The organism is Acinetobacter sp. 1125_18A (assembly GCF_052824985.1).
Genome location: NZ_VTDG01000005.1, coordinates 156,892 through 176,466, shown reverse-complemented (window position 1 = coordinate 176,466; position 19,575 = coordinate 156,892). Strand labels below are relative to the sequence as shown.

Genomic DNA, 19,575 nt, shown 5'->3' with positions numbered 1-19,575 from the left:
TCTTAGAGATCGGTTTGATAAAGCCAAAAATTAAATTAATCCTGAAATGGATTGGGATCTCCAGCATGCACTTTTTCGACAATATCACGTTCTTTTAGGGTAAATGCATGGATAAAATCAGCTGCGGATTTCATCGGTTTCATCGCAATAAAACCTTCGCCAATAAAGTCATACATCAATTCAAATTTATATTTGATCGCAGTACCTTTACACATTTTAAATGCAGTATGCATAATGAATGAACGCATGTATTTGTCTAGTGCACCACCCAAATCATCCAATAAACCCAGCTGTTGTTGACGGGCTTCTGCTTGATCTAGTTTCAGCAAGGTCAGTCGCATCATTTCATCATCAATCACTTGATCAACAGGGTAATCCTTAAGTAATTGTGCCGCGACCTGCTCATCAAGTTGCATGGCAAGCACAGCCAATCCAACGGATTTTAAACCGGTCTTAATGGCATTTTCAGGGAGAATTTTTTCTGCTTTATGTGCATATTTTAGTAAACGTTCAATCTGTATTGCCAAATCATCAAACTCAGGACCACCATATAAGCGGTTGATAAAATATTTTGCCATCAATTGATTTTCTTTTTGATTAAACAGCGCATGATGGGTCTTTTCAATACGCATTTTTAACCAGTCTTGTGCTTCATGCAGGCGTTTTTCTAGAATTGGGTCAGTGTGATAACTCAATTGTTGATATTGTTCTAAAAGCTGATCAAGTGCAGCAAGTTTTGACATACAAAAACTCTAGATTTCGTTTAGCAACAGCATAAAGGCAGTTACTGCGTATCACTATGACAAAAGTTAAAAAACAATAGAGAAATATGGTCAGTGGGTTTTTAAATAGCCAATATCAAAGATTTTATACAGAAAAATAATATAACTCTATTTTAGGGAATGGGTATACTCAATTGAAGTTTCAGACCATAGAGAAGCAGATGATTGAAGAACAATTAGCGTTTGCGTTGCGTGATGAAGAAGAGTTATCCGTTGATCTGATTGAGGCACAATATGCCTTAAAGAATTCTAAAGATAAAAATAATGCCAAAAGCTTGGTCATTTTAGTCAGTGGTATTGAGCTTGCGGGGAAAGGGGAAGCGGTTAAACAATTACGTGAATGGGTTGATCCTCGTTACTTACGGGTTAAAGCAGATCCACCGAGTTTATTTAGTAGCAAACAAAGTTTTTGGCAGCCTTATGCACGGCACATTCCATCAGAAGGGCAAATTCAGTTGTTCTTTGGCAATTGGTACAGTGATTTATTGTCTACAGCGATGCATGTTTCTAAACCCTTAGATGAAACTTTGTTCGATACCTATATCGAAAATATGCGTGCTTATGAACAAGACCTAAAAAATAATCATGTTGATGTGATCAAAATTTGGTTTGATTTGCCGTGGAAAAGCTTACAAAAGCGCTTAGATGCGATGGATGCATCTGAACAGCATTGGCATAAGTTAATGGGTTTGGATTGGCGGAATAAAAAACAATACGATATTGTGCAAAAATTACGTCAACGTTTTACCGATGATTGGTATGTGATTGATTGCGAAGATTGTGTTGCCAGAGATCAACAATTTGCTCAGTATATTCTGCAAGCGTTAAAGCAGTTGCCTCGACATAAAACAGCGGTGAGAACCAAGTGGAAACAGGCAACTGTACCTGAGGCGTTATTGCAACCCGCGACAGAAGAACTGGATAAAGACCAATACAAAGCTGAATTAAAGAAATTAACCAAAAAAGTGTCGGAAGCGCTACGCAATGATTCACGCAATGTCATTATTACCTTTGAAGGCATGGATGCAGCTGGTAAAGGTGGGGCAATCAAGCGGATTGTGAAAAATCTTGATCCACGTGAATACGAGATTTATACCATTGCTGCACCAGAGCAGTATGAATTGCGTCGACCCTATTTATGGCGGTTTTGGACCAAGATTCAACCCGAGGAAAAGATCAGTATTTTTGATCGTACTTGGTATGGTCGAGTATTGGTTGAACGTATTGAAGGCTTTGCCAAGCCTGCGGAATGGCAACGTGCCTATGATGAAATTAATCGCTTTGAAAAAGATTTAACGGATAATCAAACCGTGTTGGTTAAATTCTGGTTGGCAATCAGCAAAGATGAACAAGAAGCACGTTTTAAAGCACGCGAACAAACACCGCATAAACGCTTTAAAATAACCCCTGATGACTGGCGAAATCGTGGACATTGGGACGATTATTTAAATGCTGCTGCGGATATGTTTGAACGAACTGATACCGAGTATGCGCCGTGGCATGTGGTTGCGACCAATGATAAGTACACTGCACGTATTCAAATCCTTAAAACGATTTTAAAGCAGTTAAAGGCCGATTAACGACTTGCTGGCAACAGCTAATATCGACAAATATAGCGCTAAAGAGTAGACAGTCTTATTCTACGCTTTAGTGCTATACCAATCATAATGATCTATGCGGCAAAAGATTCTAATCTAATGGATGCCCCAAAATTTTTTTAAGTAAAAATTTTAAAGCAATTTTTTCGGCGGGATTTAACGCCGCTAGGGTTAAGTCACTAATACTTGCTGCAATTGGAATCGCTTGCGAAAGTTCTTGAATGCCCGATGGTGTAATATGAATCAGCACCTTGCGTTTGTCATGTTGATCAGGATCTTGTGAAATAAAAAGCTTGTCTTTTAATCGCTGGATAATGCCACGAATGGTTGCTTGGTCGATACCGGTTTCCTCAACCAGTTCTTTTTGTGAACATTCTTTTAATTTATTGATGGCATAGAGTACGGCAAACTGAACCGAGGTGAGGCGAGTTTCATCTAAACTTTGCTGAAAAATCGTTAAATGATGAAAGTAAGTCCGTCTAAGTAAATATCCCACTTGTTCTTCAATTACATATTCATCATTCATGTTTGACTTCTTTATCATGTGAGCAAAATTAGACCCGAAGATTTAAATCTTTGAAGATTTTTAAAAACTTTAGCGGTCTAGTATAAAAGGATTGCATAAAAATAACGACCATGATGCTACTTGGTCGTTATGCTTTGGTTGGCTTTTTAGTGGCTCGTTTTTAGCGTTAGCTGAGCTCTATAGGAACGCCTTGATTAACAACCACTAAATCATCAAGTCTCACTGTGCAGTTACGAAGTGGAATATCCATATGACATGGTGTCTTCCGGCTACCACCTACTTCTGTGTTGGGTCCCGTTGAAAATAAAAAGTTACCATTAAAAGCACGCGCATCCATACACATCCCATCATTTTTATCATGCAAACCCATTGCTGTCCATTGTGCTCGAGGTTGTAAGCCCCAACCAATGTGTGAAATTCCATAAACCTCTGGATCATTAAAATATTTCATATAATCACGCAGATATTCTGCTTCAAATCCACCATGGATTTGAGTAATTACCCCCTTTTCGATTTCTAAAGTGACTCTTTCACGGGCATAGGTTTTAAAGGGTAATAAAATATCACCAATATCTACAACCAAAGTGCCTTCCGCCATATTTTCATTGGGCCAAGTGAATAAGAAACCACTCGGCCAGTGATCCCAGCGCCCAACTTGGTCGGCAAAGCCATATTCAGTTACAGCAGGGTATTGCCCAAGCGGAGCATAAAAATCAGTGCCTGCTTTTGAGCTCACATGCATACTTTTTGCTTTCTTTAAGTATTTTTCAGCAGTTTGAACCCGATGTTTGTCTTCTAATGTGGGCAGTATACGGGCGAGGATTTCTGGGGGTTCCACTGCTAGTAAAATCCGTGTTCCTGTTTTTAAGATTTGTTCCTGTTCTGGTGAGTGCAGCAACATCATGGTGTCGATGATGAGGTCGACAGATTCAAGTGCTTGTTGTGCAGCAAGATTGCCTGTTAGTGCGGTATCTCCACAATAAGCAGTCATATCATTTCCCATGGCTTTGGGATGATTGAACGAAGGTAATTCTAAAATAAACACTTTGGCTTTTAATCGACATGCTGCATCAAGCGCAGCTTGAACGGTTTGTTGATGTGAATAATGACTTTTTAAAATCGCCACACTTTGTGTTTCATCGACTTTGGATAAGGTTAAAACATGCTCAAACATTTGGGTCAGTTCAGTGCTATTTACAGGCATGATGGCTCTCCTTTTTCATCGCTGTTTTTGTGTTTTTGAAGAGTATACACTTTAATAATGTGGATTATATATTTATTACAACATTGTAATTTAAATTATATTTAATAATAAACAATCGTTCAATTGATTTTGTGGATTGAGATTTGTTTAAAAATTTAAAGTGCATAGACTTTAATATTCTCGTGGAGTATATCTATTAAAACAAAAATTTGTTTGATGGAGTAAACAATGAGTAAAGCAAAAAAAATTGCGGTGATTGGTGCTGGCCTTGGCGGCGCTTCAATGGGGTTACTGTTACAGAGAGCGGGGTTTGATGTAGATGTTTATGAACAAGCAGCGGAATTTTCTCGTTTAGGTGCAGGTATTCATATTGGCCCAAACATTATGAAAATCTTTCGAGAAATGGGCTTAGAGCAAGATCTGGAAGACATGGGGTGTCATCCAACGCATTGGGTCAGCCGCGATGGAAATACCGCGGAATATATGTCCAATGTCGGTTTGACTGGATACGGGGCGACCTATATCACGATTCATCGTGGTGATATGCATGCTCGACAAATCGAAGCTTTACAGCAAGACAAATTACATTTTGGTAACCGCTTAAGTGCTGTTGTTCAAAGGCTAGACGGGGTAACGCTAAGCTTCGAAGATGGCACAGTGAGTGATGTTGATATTGTGATTGGTGCTGATGGGATTAACTCAAAAATCCGAGAAATCATTCTCGGACCAGAAGCACCTTTATACAGTGGATGGGTTGCGCATCGCGCCATGATTAAAGGGGAACAGTTAGAAAAATTAAAGGAGCAATTTGATTTAGATGACTGTGTCAAATGGTGGTATGAAGATCGCCACATGATGGCCTATTACACCACTAAAGAACGTGATGAGTACTACTTTGTTACAGGTGTGCCTCATCCTGCATGGGATTTCCAAGGGCAAAGTTTTGTAGCATGTTCAAAACAAGAACTATTTGAAACATTTAAGGGTTTTCATCCAACCATCTTAGCCATGATTGAAGCCAGTGAAGACATTACCAAGTGGCCATTAAACAATCGTAATCCATTACCGATATGGAGCAATGGTCGAATGGTGTTGCTCGGTGATGCTTGCCACCCCATGAAACCGCATATGGCACAAGGTGCAGGTATGGCGATTGAAGATGCGGCAATGCTTACGCGCTGTTTGCTTCAAGCGGGGTTGGACAACTATCAAGAGGCGTTCAAATTATATGAACTAAATCGTAAACAACGTGCCAGTCGAGTACAAGAAGTTTCCAATGCCAATACTTTCTTAAAAGCCCAAGAAGATCCAGCTTGGGTGTATGGATATGATGTATACGCACAAGCATTAAACGAGGAGGAGACTGTATGAGTCGATTCCTGTATGGGTCAAATGTAGCGGCCAATCAAGTCCGTTTACATTATCTTCGTTATGGTGGGAAAGGGCATCCTTTGGTATTGATTCCCGGGATTACCAGTCCTGCCATTACCTGGGGATTTGTAGCGGAAAAGTTAGCACAATTTTTTGATGTATATGTCTTGGATATTCGAGGCAGAGGCCTGTCTTCTTCGGGGGAGCATCTCCAATATGATACTGATACCTGCGCACAAGATATTCTTGATTTTGTTAAAAAATTAGACTTGAAAGCTTATTATTTGGTTGGGCACTCGATGGGCGCGCGTTTTGCAATTCGCTGTGCTGCGTTTGAACCAAAAGGTTTGAATAAAATAGTGCTGATTGATCCACCTGTCTCAGGTCCTGGACGGCGTGCTTACCCGAGCCAATTATCCTGGTATGTCGATTCTATTCAGCAAGCTATTCAAGGTATGAATGCTGAAGACATGAAGCAATATTGCCCGTCTTGGACTTTGGAGCAAAGACAATTGCGCGCAGAGTGGCTACATAGCTGTTATTTGCCGGCCGTTATCAAGTCTTTTCATGATTTTCATCATGTTGATATTCATCAATATATTCCAAAAGTCAAAGTGCCAACTTTATTGATGGTGGCTGGCAAAGGCGATGTGATCTCGGCAGGCGATATTGCAGAAATCCAATTGCTTAATTCACGGATTTTGGTGAGCTGTGTGGAAAATGTAGGGCATATGATTCCTTGGGATGACTTAAATGGTTTCTTAGCTGGCTTTTCAGATTTTTTAGAACAGAGGCTCATTTAAGGAGGAATGCTCATGCAACGAATGTATAAAATTGGTCAAATCGTACCCAGCTCCAATACCACGATGGAAACTGAAATTCCAGCGATGTTGAAAGCACGTCAACTGATTCGTCCTGAAAAATTTACCTTTTATTCTAGCCGTATGCGGATGAAACATGTCAAGAAAGAAGAGCTTGCGGCAATGGATGCGCAGTCTGATCGTTGTGCTTTAGAACTTTCAGATGCCAAGGTGGATGTCTTGGGATATGCCTGTCTGGTTGCGATTATGTCCATGGGCATCGGTTATCACCGTGAGTCAGAAAAACGTCTACATCAAGTCACGGTTGATAATGATGCTGCAGCGACTGTCGTCACCAGTGCGGGGGCTTTGGTTGATTGTTTGAAACTGATGAAGGCTAAAAAAATCGTTGTTGTTACGCCGTATATGAAACCCTTAACTGAATTGGTGGTGAATTACATTCGTGAAGAGGGTTTTGAAATCTTAGATTATGTGGCCTTAGAAATCGCTGACAACATTGCTGTTGCACAACATGATCCTGCTCAGTTACCCAACATTGTGCAAAAGCTGAATTACCAAGATGCAGATGTGATTGTGCTTTCAGCATGTGTACAAATGCAGTCACTTCCTGCAGTCGCTAAAGTTGAGGCACTCACAGGTAAGCCAGTGATTTCAGCAGCAATCGCAACAACCTATCAGATGCTTAAAGCAATGGATTTAGAGCCGATTGTGCCGGGTGCTGGTGCACTGTTATCTGGTGCATATGCATAAGGAGCCTGTAATGAAGCAACAATCCCTGAATGATAATTATCAAGGCGTGTGGGGAAATCGAATTGGTTTTGGTAAAAAGCCAGTGTTATTGCTGGTCGATTTTATCCAGTCTTATATTACAGCATCTGAGCCTTTATATGCGCCAGATGTGATTACCGCAGTTCAAGAAACTGAAGCGGTTTTAGCACTGGCACGTGAACAGAATATTTTAGTGATTCACACCAATATTCTTTATCACGCTAAAAATCAAATTGACGGAGGAATGTGGGTAAAAAAATCACCCGTAATGGCAGCGATGACGGTGGATAATTCAGCCACTCAATTTTGTCCACAAGTTCAACCACTCGACACTGAACTGGTGATCACTAAAAATTATGCAAGTGCTTTTTTTGCAACAAGTTTGTCCTCAGTTTTAAACGCTGAGGCCATAGATACCGTGATTATTGTGGGCTGTTCGACCAGTGGGTGTGTTCGAGCAACAGCCGTGGATGCTGTGCAACATGGATTTAGAACCATTGTGATCCGTGACTGTGTTGGGGATCGTCATCGTGAACCACATGAAGCCAATCTGTTTGATATCGATAGTAAGTATGGAGATGTTGTATCAAAACAAGAGGTCTTGAATTATTTCACTCAAAACAAAAATTGATGATTGATACAACTAAAAAATTATGGACGTTAGGGTAATAAAAACCAAGGATAGAATGGTTTTTGGTGATGCATTAAAACAAAAGAGAATGTGCAGATCATCAGTGACATAAAAGCTTTGTTCATTTTGTTCTAAGTATTACAAGAAAAACAACTCGCCTGGTTTGTGATCTAAAGGAGTTAGATATGTCTACCAGTGTTGTAAAACCACAAGAAATTTACCCTGAACAAGAAGTTCAGGTTTATAAAAAAGTAATTTGGAAACTGATTCCATTCCTGTGTTTCTGTTATATCGCAGCCTATTTAGACCGAATTAATGTCGGGATTGCCAAATTGCACATGTTAAACGATGTGAATTTAAGTGAGGCGGCGTTTGGGTTGGGTGCGGGACTTTTCTTTGTAGGCTATATTATTTTTGAAGTACCCAGTAACTTGGTTCTGGAAAAGGTGGGCGCAAAAATTTGGATTGCGCGGATTATGATTACATGGGGGATTTTGTCTGGTTTAACCATGTTTGTGACGACACCGATGCAGTTTTATGCGCTGCGATTTCTGCTCGGTGCTGCGGAAGCAGGCTTTTTACCTGGGGTTTTGTATTATTTAACCACATGGTTCCCAACGTATTATCGCGCTAAGATCATTGCCTTATTTATGATCGGTTTACCCTTGGCGGTGATTATTGGTAGTCCGCTATCAGGGTGGATCATGACCACCTTTGATCAAGTTTATGGCTGGGCAGGTTGGCAATGGTTGTTCTTTTTAGAGGCACTTCCAAGCGTGATCTTGGGTTTTTTGACATTTAAAATGTTACCGAATCACTTTTCTAAAGCCAAATGGCTTAATGATGCTGAAAAATCAATCATTGAAAAAAATCTCAATAAAGATTTAGAAGGCAATGACTCTGCCAAACAAAAGCATAGTTTTAAAGATGGATTTTTCAATACCAATATCCTGAAACTCGGTGCAATTAATTTTTCGATGTTGCTGTGTACCTATTCTATGGGCTTTTGGTTGCCGACATTTATTAAAACCACAGGCGTTGCCAACTTATTAAATATCGGATTACTGGTTGCCATTCCAAGTATTGTTGGTTTGATTGCAATGTTGGTCATTGGGCGGAGCTCAGATAAATATAGAGAGCGTCGTTGGCATATGGTCGTACCATTTATTTTTGGTGCAGTTGCACTGTTTTTAACCACAATGTTTAGTACCAATATTGTCATGATCTTGATTTTGTTCTCGATTGCTGCGATTGCGACCACAGGAACAATCCCCGTATTTTTTAGCCTTCCTGCAACTTTTTTATCAGGAACTGCGGCGGCGACAGGTTTTGCACTGGCGTGTTCTATTGCCAATATTGCAGGCTTAGTCAGTAACACGTTGGTGGGGTATGCCATTCAAATTACTGGTAAACCAGAAGGCGCACTCATCGTGTTCTCAGCGTGTCTATTGTTGAGTTGCTTCATTGTGCTGTCTTTGCCTAAAACCTTAGTAAACAAATAAATTAAAAAAATTGAATGGGCATGCGTTCTGGAGAACAAATTGCTGAGGAGGTTCTCATGTTAAAAATTAAATATCTAGGATTAATTGTATCGAGTTTGATCTCATTTCAAGCCTATGCCAATGCACAACCTTCACCGTTTCAATGGGAAACTGAAGATGGTTTAAAACAATTAAAATTAGGCGGTTTTGTCCGAACCAATTATCGCGATGAGCGATGGGAAAGCCCCAATAATGGCAAGTTTTTGTTTGATAATGCCCGTTTAAATATTAAGGGTAAATATGACCAATTTTATTTGGATGTAAGTTATGCCTTCCAAAGTGATCATAAACGTTCTGTTGAACATGGTTTTATCGGCTATAAGCCTGATGACAATAATGATTTTCAGGCCGGAATTATTTATAAGCCTTTTGGGATTTATCCATTCCCAGAGCATGCCTGGACTTTCCCGATCCCATTTTTCTTAGGATTTGCCGACAGCGTAGCGCCGGGATTGAGTTGGAAAAATACCTCGCCAACACATGATTTTACCGTGGCGTATATACCAATCATGAGTCCAGGCAATATTCGTTATTCGCCAGAGTCAGGTTCGGCGGATAAATTGGATAATGTGCTGCCTCACCAACAGCAATATCTTAACGAAAAAAGAAATCAGCTCAATCTACGTTATGCCCATAAAATGGATTTGGAATTTGGTAAACAGGAGTTTGGTGTGAGTGGGGCATATTCACAATTGCGTAATAAAGCAACGGATAAGAATGGGAATTATTATGCATTTGGAGTGCATGGCTTAAACAATTACGAAAAATGGAATGTGCAAACTTCAGCGATTCGCTATAAATATGATGCAAAAAACCCAGAGGGTTTAAATAATGATCAAATTTTAATGCAAGCGAATGGTATAACACCTGCTTATTTTGTCGCAGCTGAAGGGACAATCGGTTCGTTTAATATCGGTTATACCCAACCTGTGCAAACCAAGTATTTTCCGAATTTAAAAACTGTAAAATTCTATAATGATTATAGTGTGTTATGGAAAGACAAAGCCGGCTGGGATCGCTCGCAAATGGACACCTTTGGGGTACAGTTTAATGCGATGCCTTTCTTAATTTGGGTAGATGGAAGTGTCGGGAAAAATGTCAATGTGTTGGGTGGGGCTAAAAACTCAACTGGCTATACCTCGACGAATTCAGACTATAGCAATGATTGGAAATTTAGGTGGAATATCAACGTTGGATATAACTTTTAGTCTTGATCTATGAGGGAATAAATGGAATTCACAGCCAATAATCTGGTCGAAGCAGTGATTTTAAATCGACATTCTGTACGTGCATTTACAGATCAGGCTGTAGATCCTGAGATCATTCAGGATCTGCTGCGAAAAGCCAGTTACGCACCTTCTGGAACCAATACGCAACCGTGGAAAGTCTATGTGGTTCAGGGCAATAGCAAATTGAGGATTAGCCAACAAGTGATTGCAGCAGCGGATTCCATTTATTCTGGTCAAAGTTCAAGAAGCGAATTTAGCGCCCCTTATCTTTATTATCCTAAGCAATGGTTTGAACCGTATATTAGCCGTAGACGGGAGAATGGTTGGGGGATGTATGCTGTACTGGGCATTAGCAAACAACAACGACAGGAAATGCATCAACAACAGCTTCGAAATTTTAAGTTTTTTGATGCGCCTGTTGGTTTATTTTTTACCACACATCATCAATTAGAAGCAGGCGCAAAAATGGCGATCGCCATGTTGATGCAAAATATTATGTTACTTGCAAAAGCGCAGGGCTTAGACACCTGTCCCCAAGCATCATGGAATGATTATCACAAGATTATCATGCCAATTTTAGGTGCTACAGATGATGAACAATTGGTTTGTGGCATGTCTTTAGGCTATGCCGATGTGAATGAGAAAATTAATTCTTTTCATTCCTCACGACTCAGTCTTGAAGAGTTTGCTGTATTTTTACAATGAATAAAAACAAAGAGATATCATCTGATATCTCTTTGTTTTACTAAGTATAGATCTTAAAGTATGGCAACGCTTAGCTGACTAACTTTTGCGTTTGTTTATTTTGAATATTTTTGGCTAATTTATAACATTCATCTACATGCGCTTCAGCAACTTTTTTCATCACAATATAGCCTAAACTTGCTGCAATGATTGAGCCACCCAATGGGATAAATTTGGTCACTTGTTTGGTAATGATTTTAGCCGCCATATTATTTAATGATGCCTTTACCGCAGTACGCGCAACCACTAAACCTGAAAACTCAAAACCACGTTTGCGTAATTCATTCCAATGAATTTTCTTGGTTGCAGGATCATAAACACTGATTTGATCTGGTGCTAAACCAAAACGGGCATTGATTTCAGGAATCAGAAGCGACAGCATCCCGACATCAATCACCACATCTAAAAACGGAACAGGAATCACTGCGACACCAGCAGAGACATAAGAGCGCTTTTTCACTTGCTCCAAGCATTCATCACGAATTTGTTCTAGGTTTAAGCTTGGATCGATTGCGTCTGGAAGTTTATCAATTTTCATAAAACAATTACCTTTGTTTCAAGCTTTTGCTCATATTTTTGAAAACGCATGTTTAAGCTTGAAATTGTGAAGTTATTTCCAAATAATGTTTTAAAAATGCCATAGTATGGTGTTGTTGTATAGTGGCGAATGTTTATGTTTTGTGCATAAACGTAGACAATAGAAGATTGAAAGTTGAGGAATTATGGCCATTCATGTGATTCAAAGCCAACGCATTGATGTCTTGGTGCAGGGTCTTTTGCAAAATACCATTCGGCCATCTAAGAATCCTTTTGCAGTCTTGCAAACACAACATTTTATTGTCCCAAGTCCTGCGGTACAAGAATGGTTGAGCCAACGTATTGCTGAACAACAAGGCATCAGTGCCAACAGTCAATTTCATCAACGTATTCGTGGTTTTCAGTGGTTTGCTTATCAACAGGTTTTAGAAGACAAAGACAAAGTCCGTAAAGCCAATATTCCGCGTTTGATTATGAAGTGGCGAATTTATCAGACGTTGAAAAGTTTTATTGAGCAGGATGAAAATAGCTTAGCCCAAGATCATCCTTTGCATGGCATTATCCAACGTATTTATGATGCAGCCTCGCAACTGGAACAGGGTTTAGAGAAGCAACTCAAAAAACAAAGTATGTTGTATTGGGTCTCTGAACAAGTGTCAAAATTGTTCAGTCACTACATGTTGTATCGTGGAGACTGTCAACGTGGTTGCCAACAGAACAATGGACAGACATGTAGTTGCCCAAGCAATTGGCTAGGGCAGTGGGGACGTGGTCAAGCACTTAATCTCGAACAGCAATTTTTTAAAACCAATCAACAAATTTCAGCATTTACTTTAAATCAAGCACAAGAGCTGGAAACTTGGCAACTTTGGTTATGGCAACATACATTTCATGAAGATTTTATTGAAATGCAAAGTATTGATTATGATTTTTGGCAAATCATGGATGATGATGTACAACGTCCTCAAGCGTTAAAGAAATTACCCAGCCAGCTGATTATCTTTACTTTATTGGATTTGCCACCGAGTCAATTACAGTTTTTAAGACGACTGGGACAATATTTGGATGTGGTGATTTTACATTACAACCCATCACAAGAATATTGGGCAGATAGTGTCGATCCAAACTGGAAAAAACAATATGACTTACGGGTAAAGGCGCGTTTTGTCAGTAAATATCCCAAAGCGACTGATGCAGATATTCAAAAGTTTTTTGATGAATTTACTTTGAATTTTAATGCGGAAATTCGTGAGTCACGACATCCACTATTAACCCGTTTTGGTAAACAAGCCCGTGACCATTTTTCAATCTTGTCCAATCTGTCTTCAGGTGAAGAAGGGCAATGGGTGGATGCCTTTGTCGATGAAGAGCCGATTCATTTATTAAGCAAATTACAATCGGATATTTTATATTTGGTTGAGCCTGAACCGCATGCTTATCCAATTGCCAAAACGGATGACTCAATTCAAATCCATGTGTGTCATTCGTCTTTACGACAGCTTGAAGTGTTAAAAGACCAGTTGGTTGCTTGGCTGATGAAAAGCACTGTTGAACAGCCACATCGGCCAAGTGATGTTTTGGTGTTAGTGCCAGATTTAAAACAAATTGAACCACTTATTCGCAGTGTATTTCCGCATACACCAAACCAAGACAGTATTTATTTGCCAGTGAAGATTGCTGGTGTAACGCAACTGGATGCCAATAATGCTTGGCGTGCTGTTTTAGGCCGTATTCAATTGGTTGAAGGTCGTTTTAGCGTTGAGGATTTTGCAGATTGGTTAAGTTTAAATGCCACGCAATTACGTTACGCTCTGGATATTTCAAATACAGAAAGAATGATTGAGTTATTGATCAATGCTGGGTTTAAACGTGGTCTAGATGCACAACATTTACGACGATCTTTAAGTCAGGATGATGAAGATTTTCGTTTTAGTTTTAAATTTGCTCTTGATCGTTTGGCTTTAGGTATTGCGATTCCAGAGCATACGATTTTTGAAAATACCTTAAGCTATGCCCAAATTTTGCAAAGTGATTTTGAGTTAGTGGCTAAGCTGATTCAGATTTATCAAGATTTTGATGTGCGCCGTGACTGGATGGTTGCGCATGAGTTGGGAAAAAATACCGCTTTAAAATGCAATGTTGAGGCGTGGTTAAAACTGCTGATGCAAGACATTGTTGAGTTTGAACAAGCTGGTGTTGAGTCGTTAAAAGTCGTACGTGAAATTGTCAAAAAACAAGAACGTATGCTGACCTTAGCCAGTTTTTATGATGAACATGCGCAACCCATCCTTAAAAATATTTATTTACCTTTACCCTATCTATTGAATGAAATTCAAAATTTATTAGAAGGTCAAATCGATCAGGCTTTACCGACAGGTCAGATTACCTTTAGTCAAATTGGCCAGATTCGTCCTTTGCCTTATAAGTTGATCGTCCTGTTAAATTTGGATGGGGGTAAATTTCCAGATCGAAATGTGCATTTGCCCTTTGATTTAATGCAAATTCTCAAGCCGCAATTGGGGGATCGTTCCCGCCTAGATGATGATCAAGGCGCTTTCCTAGATGCTTTATTATTGGCGCAGGAAAATCTATGGTTATTCTATAATGGCTTTGATGTGAGTGATGGTGAAGTTCGTGAGCCATCCAGCGTGTTACAGGAATTGATCAACCATATTGCCCTGATTGCCCAATCTGAAACGGCATTATCTACGGATAATAAAGATATCAGTCCTGTTGATCATATGATTGAGCTGAAGGGGGTTCAAGTCCCTGAACATTTGCAGTGCTTATATCACATTCATACCTTACAACCTTTTGATCCAAATGGTTTTGAGTCAACAACACCGCTTCGTTTTCAAGATCAATGGTTCAATGTTGCACAACACATCCGTCAAGCGGAAATGCTTGCTAAACGTGAGGCTTGGGCAAATACACAATATCCTGTTGTTCAAGAAGAGCTCACTGTTTTGGATGCGCGACAGTGGATTCAGGATGTCACTTTCCCAGCACAGTTATATTTAAAAACTTTAGGCGTAGAGAATCTGCACGCAGAAGATATTCCCGCAATGAACGAACCCTTAATTCTGGATGGTTTGGCACGTTATCAGATTCGAGATTTCTTACAGAAACAATCGGCTCATTCTGCCGAAGATAATTGGTCTCAAGAGATTGGATTACTGCAGAATCAATTACCCATTGGCAAGGTTCAGCACAGTGCATGGAAAATCAGTTTGGCGGAGCAAGACAGTTTAAAAGAGCGTTTACAGCGTTATGCTGCTGATGTGACGTTGACAACGCAACGCCAGTGGCGAATTGACGCTGGTTTGGTTATGAATATCACAGTACCTCAGCAAGCAGGGCAGCATTGGGTGAGTTTGGATGCGTCAAGTGGTCGTGCTAAACGTCGTGCCAAAGTTTGGTTAGAATATTTACTTTGGTTAAGCTATTTAAATGTCGATGCTGAAAAGTCTAAAACGCTACAACGTATTGCGGTATTTAGTGATGTCACGATTATCAGTACCGGGTTAAGTTCAGAACAGGCGAAAGCATATTTATTGCCGTGGTTTAAAGCATTTGCCTATGCCCAATCGGAACCTCTGGTTCTGCCTGCGGCTTTGTTATTAAAGCCCGCTGAAAATAATAAGCAGTTGCAATGGTCACTCGGGACTGTTGAAGGTGGCTTAGCTGAACATCGTTTAAATGGACATGGTTTAAATGCGGATACACAACATCATGTGGAAAGGATGTTGATCGATAACTTTGCAGATCTTTTAAATGAATGGAATAAAAGCGATGCGTTTCTACCTTATGATTTGACTGAAATGGAATGGAGTAAAAAGCATCGGGATTGGCAATTTATTTTGCAAGAGCAAGATGCGACCGCATTGTTAAAACATGCTTGTGATCATTTTGGCTATGCGTTGTATCAGCCGATTTATCAGCATCAATTTGTTGCGGAGGAATAAACATGACTTCCGTAAATTCACAGTTACCAGCAGCACAAAACGGCACAGCCAAAAAAGTTTCGATTCAGCCGATTGAAGATATGCAATTTGCTGGATTGCACTGGATCGAAGCTTCTGCAGGTACAGGCAAAACCTATACGCTCTCAAGCTTGATGGTGCGGATTTTTTTAGAAAAATACTTACCGAGCCAAGTCATTGCGACCACATTTACCCGTAAAGCTGCGGCAGAATTGAAAACACGTATTCGCTTACGATTACAGGAAACATACCGCTATTTTGACTCATGTCGTGAATTAACCGAAGCGCAAGTCTTGACCAAAGCAGCCCAAGAGTCAGATCCATTATTTTCTAAAGTGTTAAAGATGTTTGCCTCACGGATTGCGTATGCCTGTGAACGCTTGAAATTGGTGATTGATCAGCTGGATGAACTTTTTGTTGGGACTTTAGACAGTTTTAGTCAGAAATTACTGCGTGAGTTTGCTTTTGAAAGTGGCAAAATCGAGCGGGCTGAAATTACTGATGATGCGAAAAGTTATAGCCAGCAACTGATTCACGATGTACTTCGCGCATGGATTCAAAAACAGCCCCAAGATATTGTGGATAGCTTGATGTTTGCGGGCGAGTTACATGGGGTCGATTATTATGTTGCAACGGTGGAACAAAGCTTAAATTTTGCCTCGGCAAATTTTATTGAGCCTAAATTTTCCAATGCAGATGTTCAGCTATTCCAACAGGCGATTGAACAGCTTGCCAAGATTCAACTGGATCAATTGCTGACTTTGCAAAGTTATTATTTATTGGATGGTGAGTTTTATAAATTTGCGAATGGGACAAAATTTAGAAATGATCGATTGAATCGTATTTTTGCCAAGAGCTTGCCGCGAATTATTCAAACCCTACAACAGCATGACTATAAGCATTATCTAAGTTCAAAGCTGAGTGCTGAAAAGTCCGACTTTGCAACCTTGATTAAGGTGATTCGGGAGCAGCAAATTTTTAAAAAAGCCGCACCTGAAAATGTACAATCCGATTTTTATCAACACACACTTATTCAACAATTACTCAGTATTTATGCGCAGATTGAGATATATGAAAATCAACTGCTTGGAACCAATACATTCTTAAAATACTATTTGGCAAAAGAAGTTAAAACACGTTTACCTCAAGTGTTACAGCAAAAGGGTGAAACCACCTTTGCACAACAAATTCGTACCCTTGCAGAGGCTTTGCAAGGTGAACAAGGTCAGCGTTTTGCGACCTTTGTTCATGCGCGTTATCCACTGATTCTGGTCGATGAATTTCAGGATACCAACCAAGATCAAGATGATATGTTGGCACAAATTTGGCGGCATCCCAACCGTGTCAAACAGGGTTGTATGATCATGGTCGGAGACCGTAAACAGGCGATTTATGGTTTCCGTGGTGGGGACATGTTGACCTTTTTAAAAGCACATCAGGATGTGTTTGGCAAAGCAGGGCATGAATATAATCTGATTTTTAATCATCGCTCAGTCAAGCCTTTGGTTGAAGTGGTTGATGCCTTATTTCAACGCCAAATGGATTTTGGTGAACAGGTCTGGTATACCCCAGTACAAGCAGGTCCTCGTCCGCATCCCGATTTACTGGATCAAGGCCATGTCAATCCACAGCCTTTAAGGTGGATCAAGCTTGAAGATAAAAATCAAGAAGCTGAACAAGTGGCATGGAAAATTCGCGAGCTACTCAATCAGGGGATTCAAGGCAGTTTATATTTTATTGAAAAATCAGTGCATCGTGCAGTAGATGAAAATGATATCGCCATCCTCTCTAAAAACCATGATGGCTTAGATAAAGCACAATCCGCGCTGGAATTTTTAGGGATTCGAACCAGTCGCCCCTCGAAAAAAAGTGTCTTTGAAAGTCAGATAGCAGGTGATGTTGGGGCTGTGCTTGCTGCAGTTTTGCATCCTTATCATGAAGCCAAAGTAAAACGGGCTTTGTTAAGCCGCCTGATCGGCTTTGATTTAAAAGCATTGATTGCCTTGGAACAGCATGCTGATGGTTTGAGTGTCTATATTGAACTGTTCGATCAGATTCGTGAGCTGTGGCTCAATCAAGGGTTTTTAACAGCTTGGCAATATCTGCTTAACCAATTTTCTGTCTGGACAAAATTGGTGGAAAAACACAGTCGTGACAATGAACGTGTGGTGGTGAATTTACGTCATTTAACAGAGTTATTGAGCCAGCACAGTGAAGATTATCAAGGTGCACAAAATCTTTATCATTGGTATTTAAAACAACTGACTTCACCGATGGAGAGAGAGTGGGAGATGGAACGGAAACTGTCCAATGAGGCAGGGGTTCAGTTGATGACCATTCACCAATCCAAAGGGCTTGAATTTAAGTTTGTGTTTTTATTGGGCGCTGATAAAGACTTTAAAGAGATCAATAAAACGCTGAATTTCTCGACGGTTGAACAGCTGAATGTACGAACAGGACAGAATGAACAACAGCGTGTGGTGGCGATCAATGATGCCAATCTACTCGATAAAAAAGACATTGAGCAGCACAATGAGCGCGCTTTAGCAGAACATCACCGGTTGTGGTATGTGGCATTGACCCGTGCCAGTTATCGGGTGTACGCGATGCTGAGTGATGTAAAGGAAAAATCTACAACAGGACTGGCATTTTGGCGTGGTCAGGGCGCAAATACGTTTCAGCATGCAGGAACAGCCATGCAAGCGTTATTGACCGAACGCCCACCACGTTTAGAAAAATCCAAGAGCGAAGTCCAATTGCCTTTACTTGCACAAGCCTTTCCTACTCAACGTTTTTATCCGCGGGGTAAAACCAGTTTTAGTGCGTTGGCTCAGCATTTAACTCGGCAACAAATTCAGGATGCTTTGGCCGTTTCTGAACAAAAACAGGATCGAGCAGAAGATGAAATTCAACAACCCATTGTTGAAATCATTACAGATGTGGTTCCTAGTCAACCGCTTGCATGGATCAAAGCCAATTTCCCAATGGGTACAATTGCAGGAAATTTCCTACATGAAATTTTTGAGCATATTGATTTTAAAGATACGCATTATTGGCGTTTGGAAATACGTCGTCGCTTTAAAAATGATTATTCAAGTTTATGGACGGAGTTACTGGAAAAATATCAGCAGGCTTTTCTCAACGACAATTCGAGTGAGGGCGTTTCTCAAACAGAACACGCTGTAGAAGAGACGCTGATTGATTGGATGGCTGAGTGGCTACAGGATGTTTTATCGACTCCGATTCTCAGTCATTTTAAAATGGGGCAACTTGAACCACATGAGCATTTAGCTGAGTTTCCATTTTATCTGGCTCTTTCAGATCGAGTTTTGGCAATTAAACGTATACATCAATTGTTTGATGAGCATGCCATTGCAATGCCTGAGTTTAAAGATGCCAATTCAGCACGTTATTTAAATGGGTCAATTGATTTGGTGTTTTTTGATGGTCAGCAATATCATATCGCCGATTATAAAAGTAATTTTTTGGGTGTAGATCAGCAAAGTTATTCCTTTGACGCTGTTCAGGACAGCATGTCACATGCCAGTTATTGGCTACAGGCTTCTTTGTATTTGGTGGCATTGCATCGTTATTTGAAAATCCAGCTCGAAGATTATCAAATTGATCGTGATCTGGGAGGCGCAACCTATTTGTATTTACGTGGTATGAATGGTCAAAGTGGACAAGGTTACTACTTCTGGCGACCCACGACGGAATTTATTTTAAGACTTGATGCCATATTGGGCTATTTTACTGAGGATAAATCCATTTGAATCGTGTGAATAGTTGCTTGAACATCTTTGCAAACAATAAGTTATTCTGTGGATAACTCTGTTGAAA

At 40.1% G+C, this 19,575-nt stretch carries 14 protein-coding genes; 10 read left to right on the top strand and 4 right to left on the bottom strand.

What is annotated here, in order from left to right; translation table 11 throughout:
• Nucleotides 1–35: 35 nt before the first annotated feature.
• On the bottom strand, nt 36–743 hold the full coding sequence (locus tag FY049_RS11135) for an FFLEELY motif protein (RefSeq protein ID WP_004725477.1): 708 nt from the start codon (nt 741–743) through the stop codon (nt 36–38).
• Nucleotides 744–943: 200 nt separating this feature from the next.
• Here FY049_RS11135 and pap point away from each other — a divergent pair, with 200 nt between their 5' ends.
• Nucleotides 944–2,362 (top strand): polyphosphate:AMP phosphotransferase, encoded by a 1,419-nt coding sequence (pap, locus tag FY049_RS11130; protein WP_446083729.1) that lies wholly within the window; start codon nt 944–946, stop codon nt 2,360–2,362.
• Between the two features lie 109 nt (nt 2,363–2,471).
• Here pap and FY049_RS11125 read toward each other — a convergent pair whose 3' ends face one another.
• Complete coding sequence (locus FY049_RS11125; protein ID WP_004725483.1) at nt 2,472–2,906, bottom strand: MarR family winged helix-turn-helix transcriptional regulator; 435 nt, start codon at nt 2,904–2,906, stop codon at nt 2,472–2,474.
• Nucleotides 2,907–3,072: 166 nt separating this feature from the next.
• Entirely contained in the window at nt 3,073–4,110 is a 1,038-nt protein-coding gene (locus FY049_RS11120) for a 2,5-dihydroxypyridine 5,6-dioxygenase (RefSeq protein ID WP_224964363.1), read from the bottom strand.
• A gap of 228 nt (nt 4,111–4,338) precedes the next feature.
• Here FY049_RS11120 and FY049_RS11115 point away from each other — a divergent pair, with 228 nt between their 5' ends.
• The 7 genes from FY049_RS11115 to FY049_RS11085 all read left to right on the top strand — a co-directional run bounded on the left by FY049_RS11115 (nt 4,339) and on the right by FY049_RS11085 (nt 11,176).
• Complete coding sequence (locus FY049_RS11115; RefSeq protein WP_446083728.1) at nt 4,339–5,481, top strand: FAD-dependent monooxygenase; 1,143 nt, start codon at nt 4,339–4,341, stop codon at nt 5,479–5,481.
• A complete protein-coding gene (locus FY049_RS11110) occupies nt 5,478–6,284 on the top strand; it encodes an alpha/beta fold hydrolase (RefSeq protein WP_056517401.1) in 807 nt (268 codons plus the stop codon). The genes FY049_RS11115 and FY049_RS11110 overlap by 4 nt, the downstream gene beginning before the upstream one ends.
• Before the next feature lie 12 nt (nt 6,285–6,296).
• Nucleotides 6,297–7,052, top strand: coding sequence for a maleate cis-trans isomerase family protein (locus tag FY049_RS11105; RefSeq protein WP_446083727.1), 756 nt, complete (start codon nt 6,297–6,299; stop codon nt 7,050–7,052).
• Nucleotides 7,053–7,062: 10 nt separating this feature from the next.
• Nucleotides 7,063–7,701 (top strand): isochorismatase family protein, encoded by a 639-nt coding sequence (locus FY049_RS11100; protein WP_105713846.1) that lies wholly within the window; start codon nt 7,063–7,065, stop codon nt 7,699–7,701.
• 185 nt (nt 7,702–7,886) lie between these two features.
• Nucleotides 7,887–9,203 carry an MFS transporter gene (locus FY049_RS11095; RefSeq protein ID WP_446083726.1) on the top strand — a complete coding sequence of 439 codons (1,317 nt, stop codon included), beginning with the start codon at nt 7,887–7,889 and terminating at the stop codon, nt 9,201–9,203.
• A gap of 56 nt (nt 9,204–9,259) precedes the next feature.
• Complete coding sequence (locus FY049_RS11090) at nt 9,260–10,450, top strand: hypothetical protein (RefSeq protein ID WP_446083725.1); 1,191 nt, start codon at nt 9,260–9,262, stop codon at nt 10,448–10,450.
• A 21-nt stretch (nt 10,451–10,471) separates the two neighbouring features.
• Nucleotides 10,472–11,176, top strand: a complete 705-nt coding sequence (locus FY049_RS11085) for a nitroreductase (protein WP_446083724.1) — start codon at nt 10,472–10,474, stop codon at nt 11,174–11,176.
• 70 nt (nt 11,177–11,246) lie between these two features.
• Here FY049_RS11085 and FY049_RS11080 read toward each other — a convergent pair whose 3' ends face one another.
• Nucleotides 11,247–11,753, bottom strand: coding sequence for a hypothetical protein (locus tag FY049_RS11080; protein WP_004725502.1), 507 nt, complete (start codon nt 11,751–11,753; stop codon nt 11,247–11,249).
• A 184-nt stretch (nt 11,754–11,937) separates the two neighbouring features.
• On the opposite strand from FY049_RS11080, the gene FY049_RS11075 reads away from it, so the two are divergent.
• Nucleotides 11,938–15,717 carry an exodeoxyribonuclease V subunit gamma gene (locus FY049_RS11075; protein WP_446083723.1) on the top strand — a complete coding sequence of 1,260 codons (3,780 nt, stop codon included), beginning with the start codon at nt 11,938–11,940 and terminating at the stop codon, nt 15,715–15,717.
• Nucleotides 15,718–15,719: 2 nt separating this feature from the next.
• Nucleotides 15,720–19,508, top strand: coding sequence for a UvrD-helicase domain-containing protein (locus tag FY049_RS11070; RefSeq protein WP_446083722.1), 3,789 nt, complete (start codon nt 15,720–15,722; stop codon nt 19,506–19,508).
• Nucleotides 19,509–19,575: the final 67 nt, after the last annotated feature.

Coding starts and splice junctions, on each gene's coding strand:
- FY049_RS11070 (WP_446083722.1), top strand. CDS start 15,720: ATGACTTCCGTAAATTCACAGTTACCAGCAGCACAAAACGGCACAGCC.
- FY049_RS11080 (WP_004725502.1), bottom strand. CDS start 11,753: ATGAAAATTGATAAACTTCCAGACGCAATCGATCCAAGCTTAAACCTA.
- FY049_RS11075 (WP_446083723.1), top strand. CDS start 11,938: ATGGCCATTCATGTGATTCAAAGCCAACGCATTGATGTCTTGGTGCAG.
- FY049_RS11085 (WP_446083724.1), top strand. CDS start 10,472: ATGGAATTCACAGCCAATAATCTGGTCGAAGCAGTGATTTTAAATCGA.
- FY049_RS11125 (WP_004725483.1), bottom strand. CDS start 2,906: ATGAATGATGAATATGTAATTGAAGAACAAGTGGGATATTTACTTAGA.
- FY049_RS11095 (WP_446083726.1), top strand. CDS start 7,887: ATGTCTACCAGTGTTGTAAAACCACAAGAAATTTACCCTGAACAAGAA.
- FY049_RS11115 (WP_446083728.1), top strand. CDS start 4,339: ATGAGTAAAGCAAAAAAAATTGCGGTGATTGGTGCTGGCCTTGGCGGC.
- FY049_RS11120 (WP_224964363.1), bottom strand. CDS start 4,110: ATGCCTGTAAATAGCACTGAACTGACCCAAATGTTTGAGCATGTTTTA.
- FY049_RS11135 (WP_004725477.1), bottom strand. CDS start 743: ATGTCAAAACTTGCTGCACTTGATCAGCTTTTAGAACAATATCAACAA.
- FY049_RS11105 (WP_446083727.1), top strand. CDS start 6,297: ATGCAACGAATGTATAAAATTGGTCAAATCGTACCCAGCTCCAATACC.
- FY049_RS11110 (WP_056517401.1), top strand. CDS start 5,478: ATGAGTCGATTCCTGTATGGGTCAAATGTAGCGGCCAATCAAGTCCGT.
- pap (WP_446083729.1), top strand. CDS start 944: ATGATTGAAGAACAATTAGCGTTTGCGTTGCGTGATGAAGAAGAGTTA.
- FY049_RS11100 (WP_105713846.1), top strand. CDS start 7,063: ATGAAGCAACAATCCCTGAATGATAATTATCAAGGCGTGTGGGGAAAT.
- FY049_RS11090 (WP_446083725.1), top strand. CDS start 9,260: ATGTTAAAAATTAAATATCTAGGATTAATTGTATCGAGTTTGATCTCA.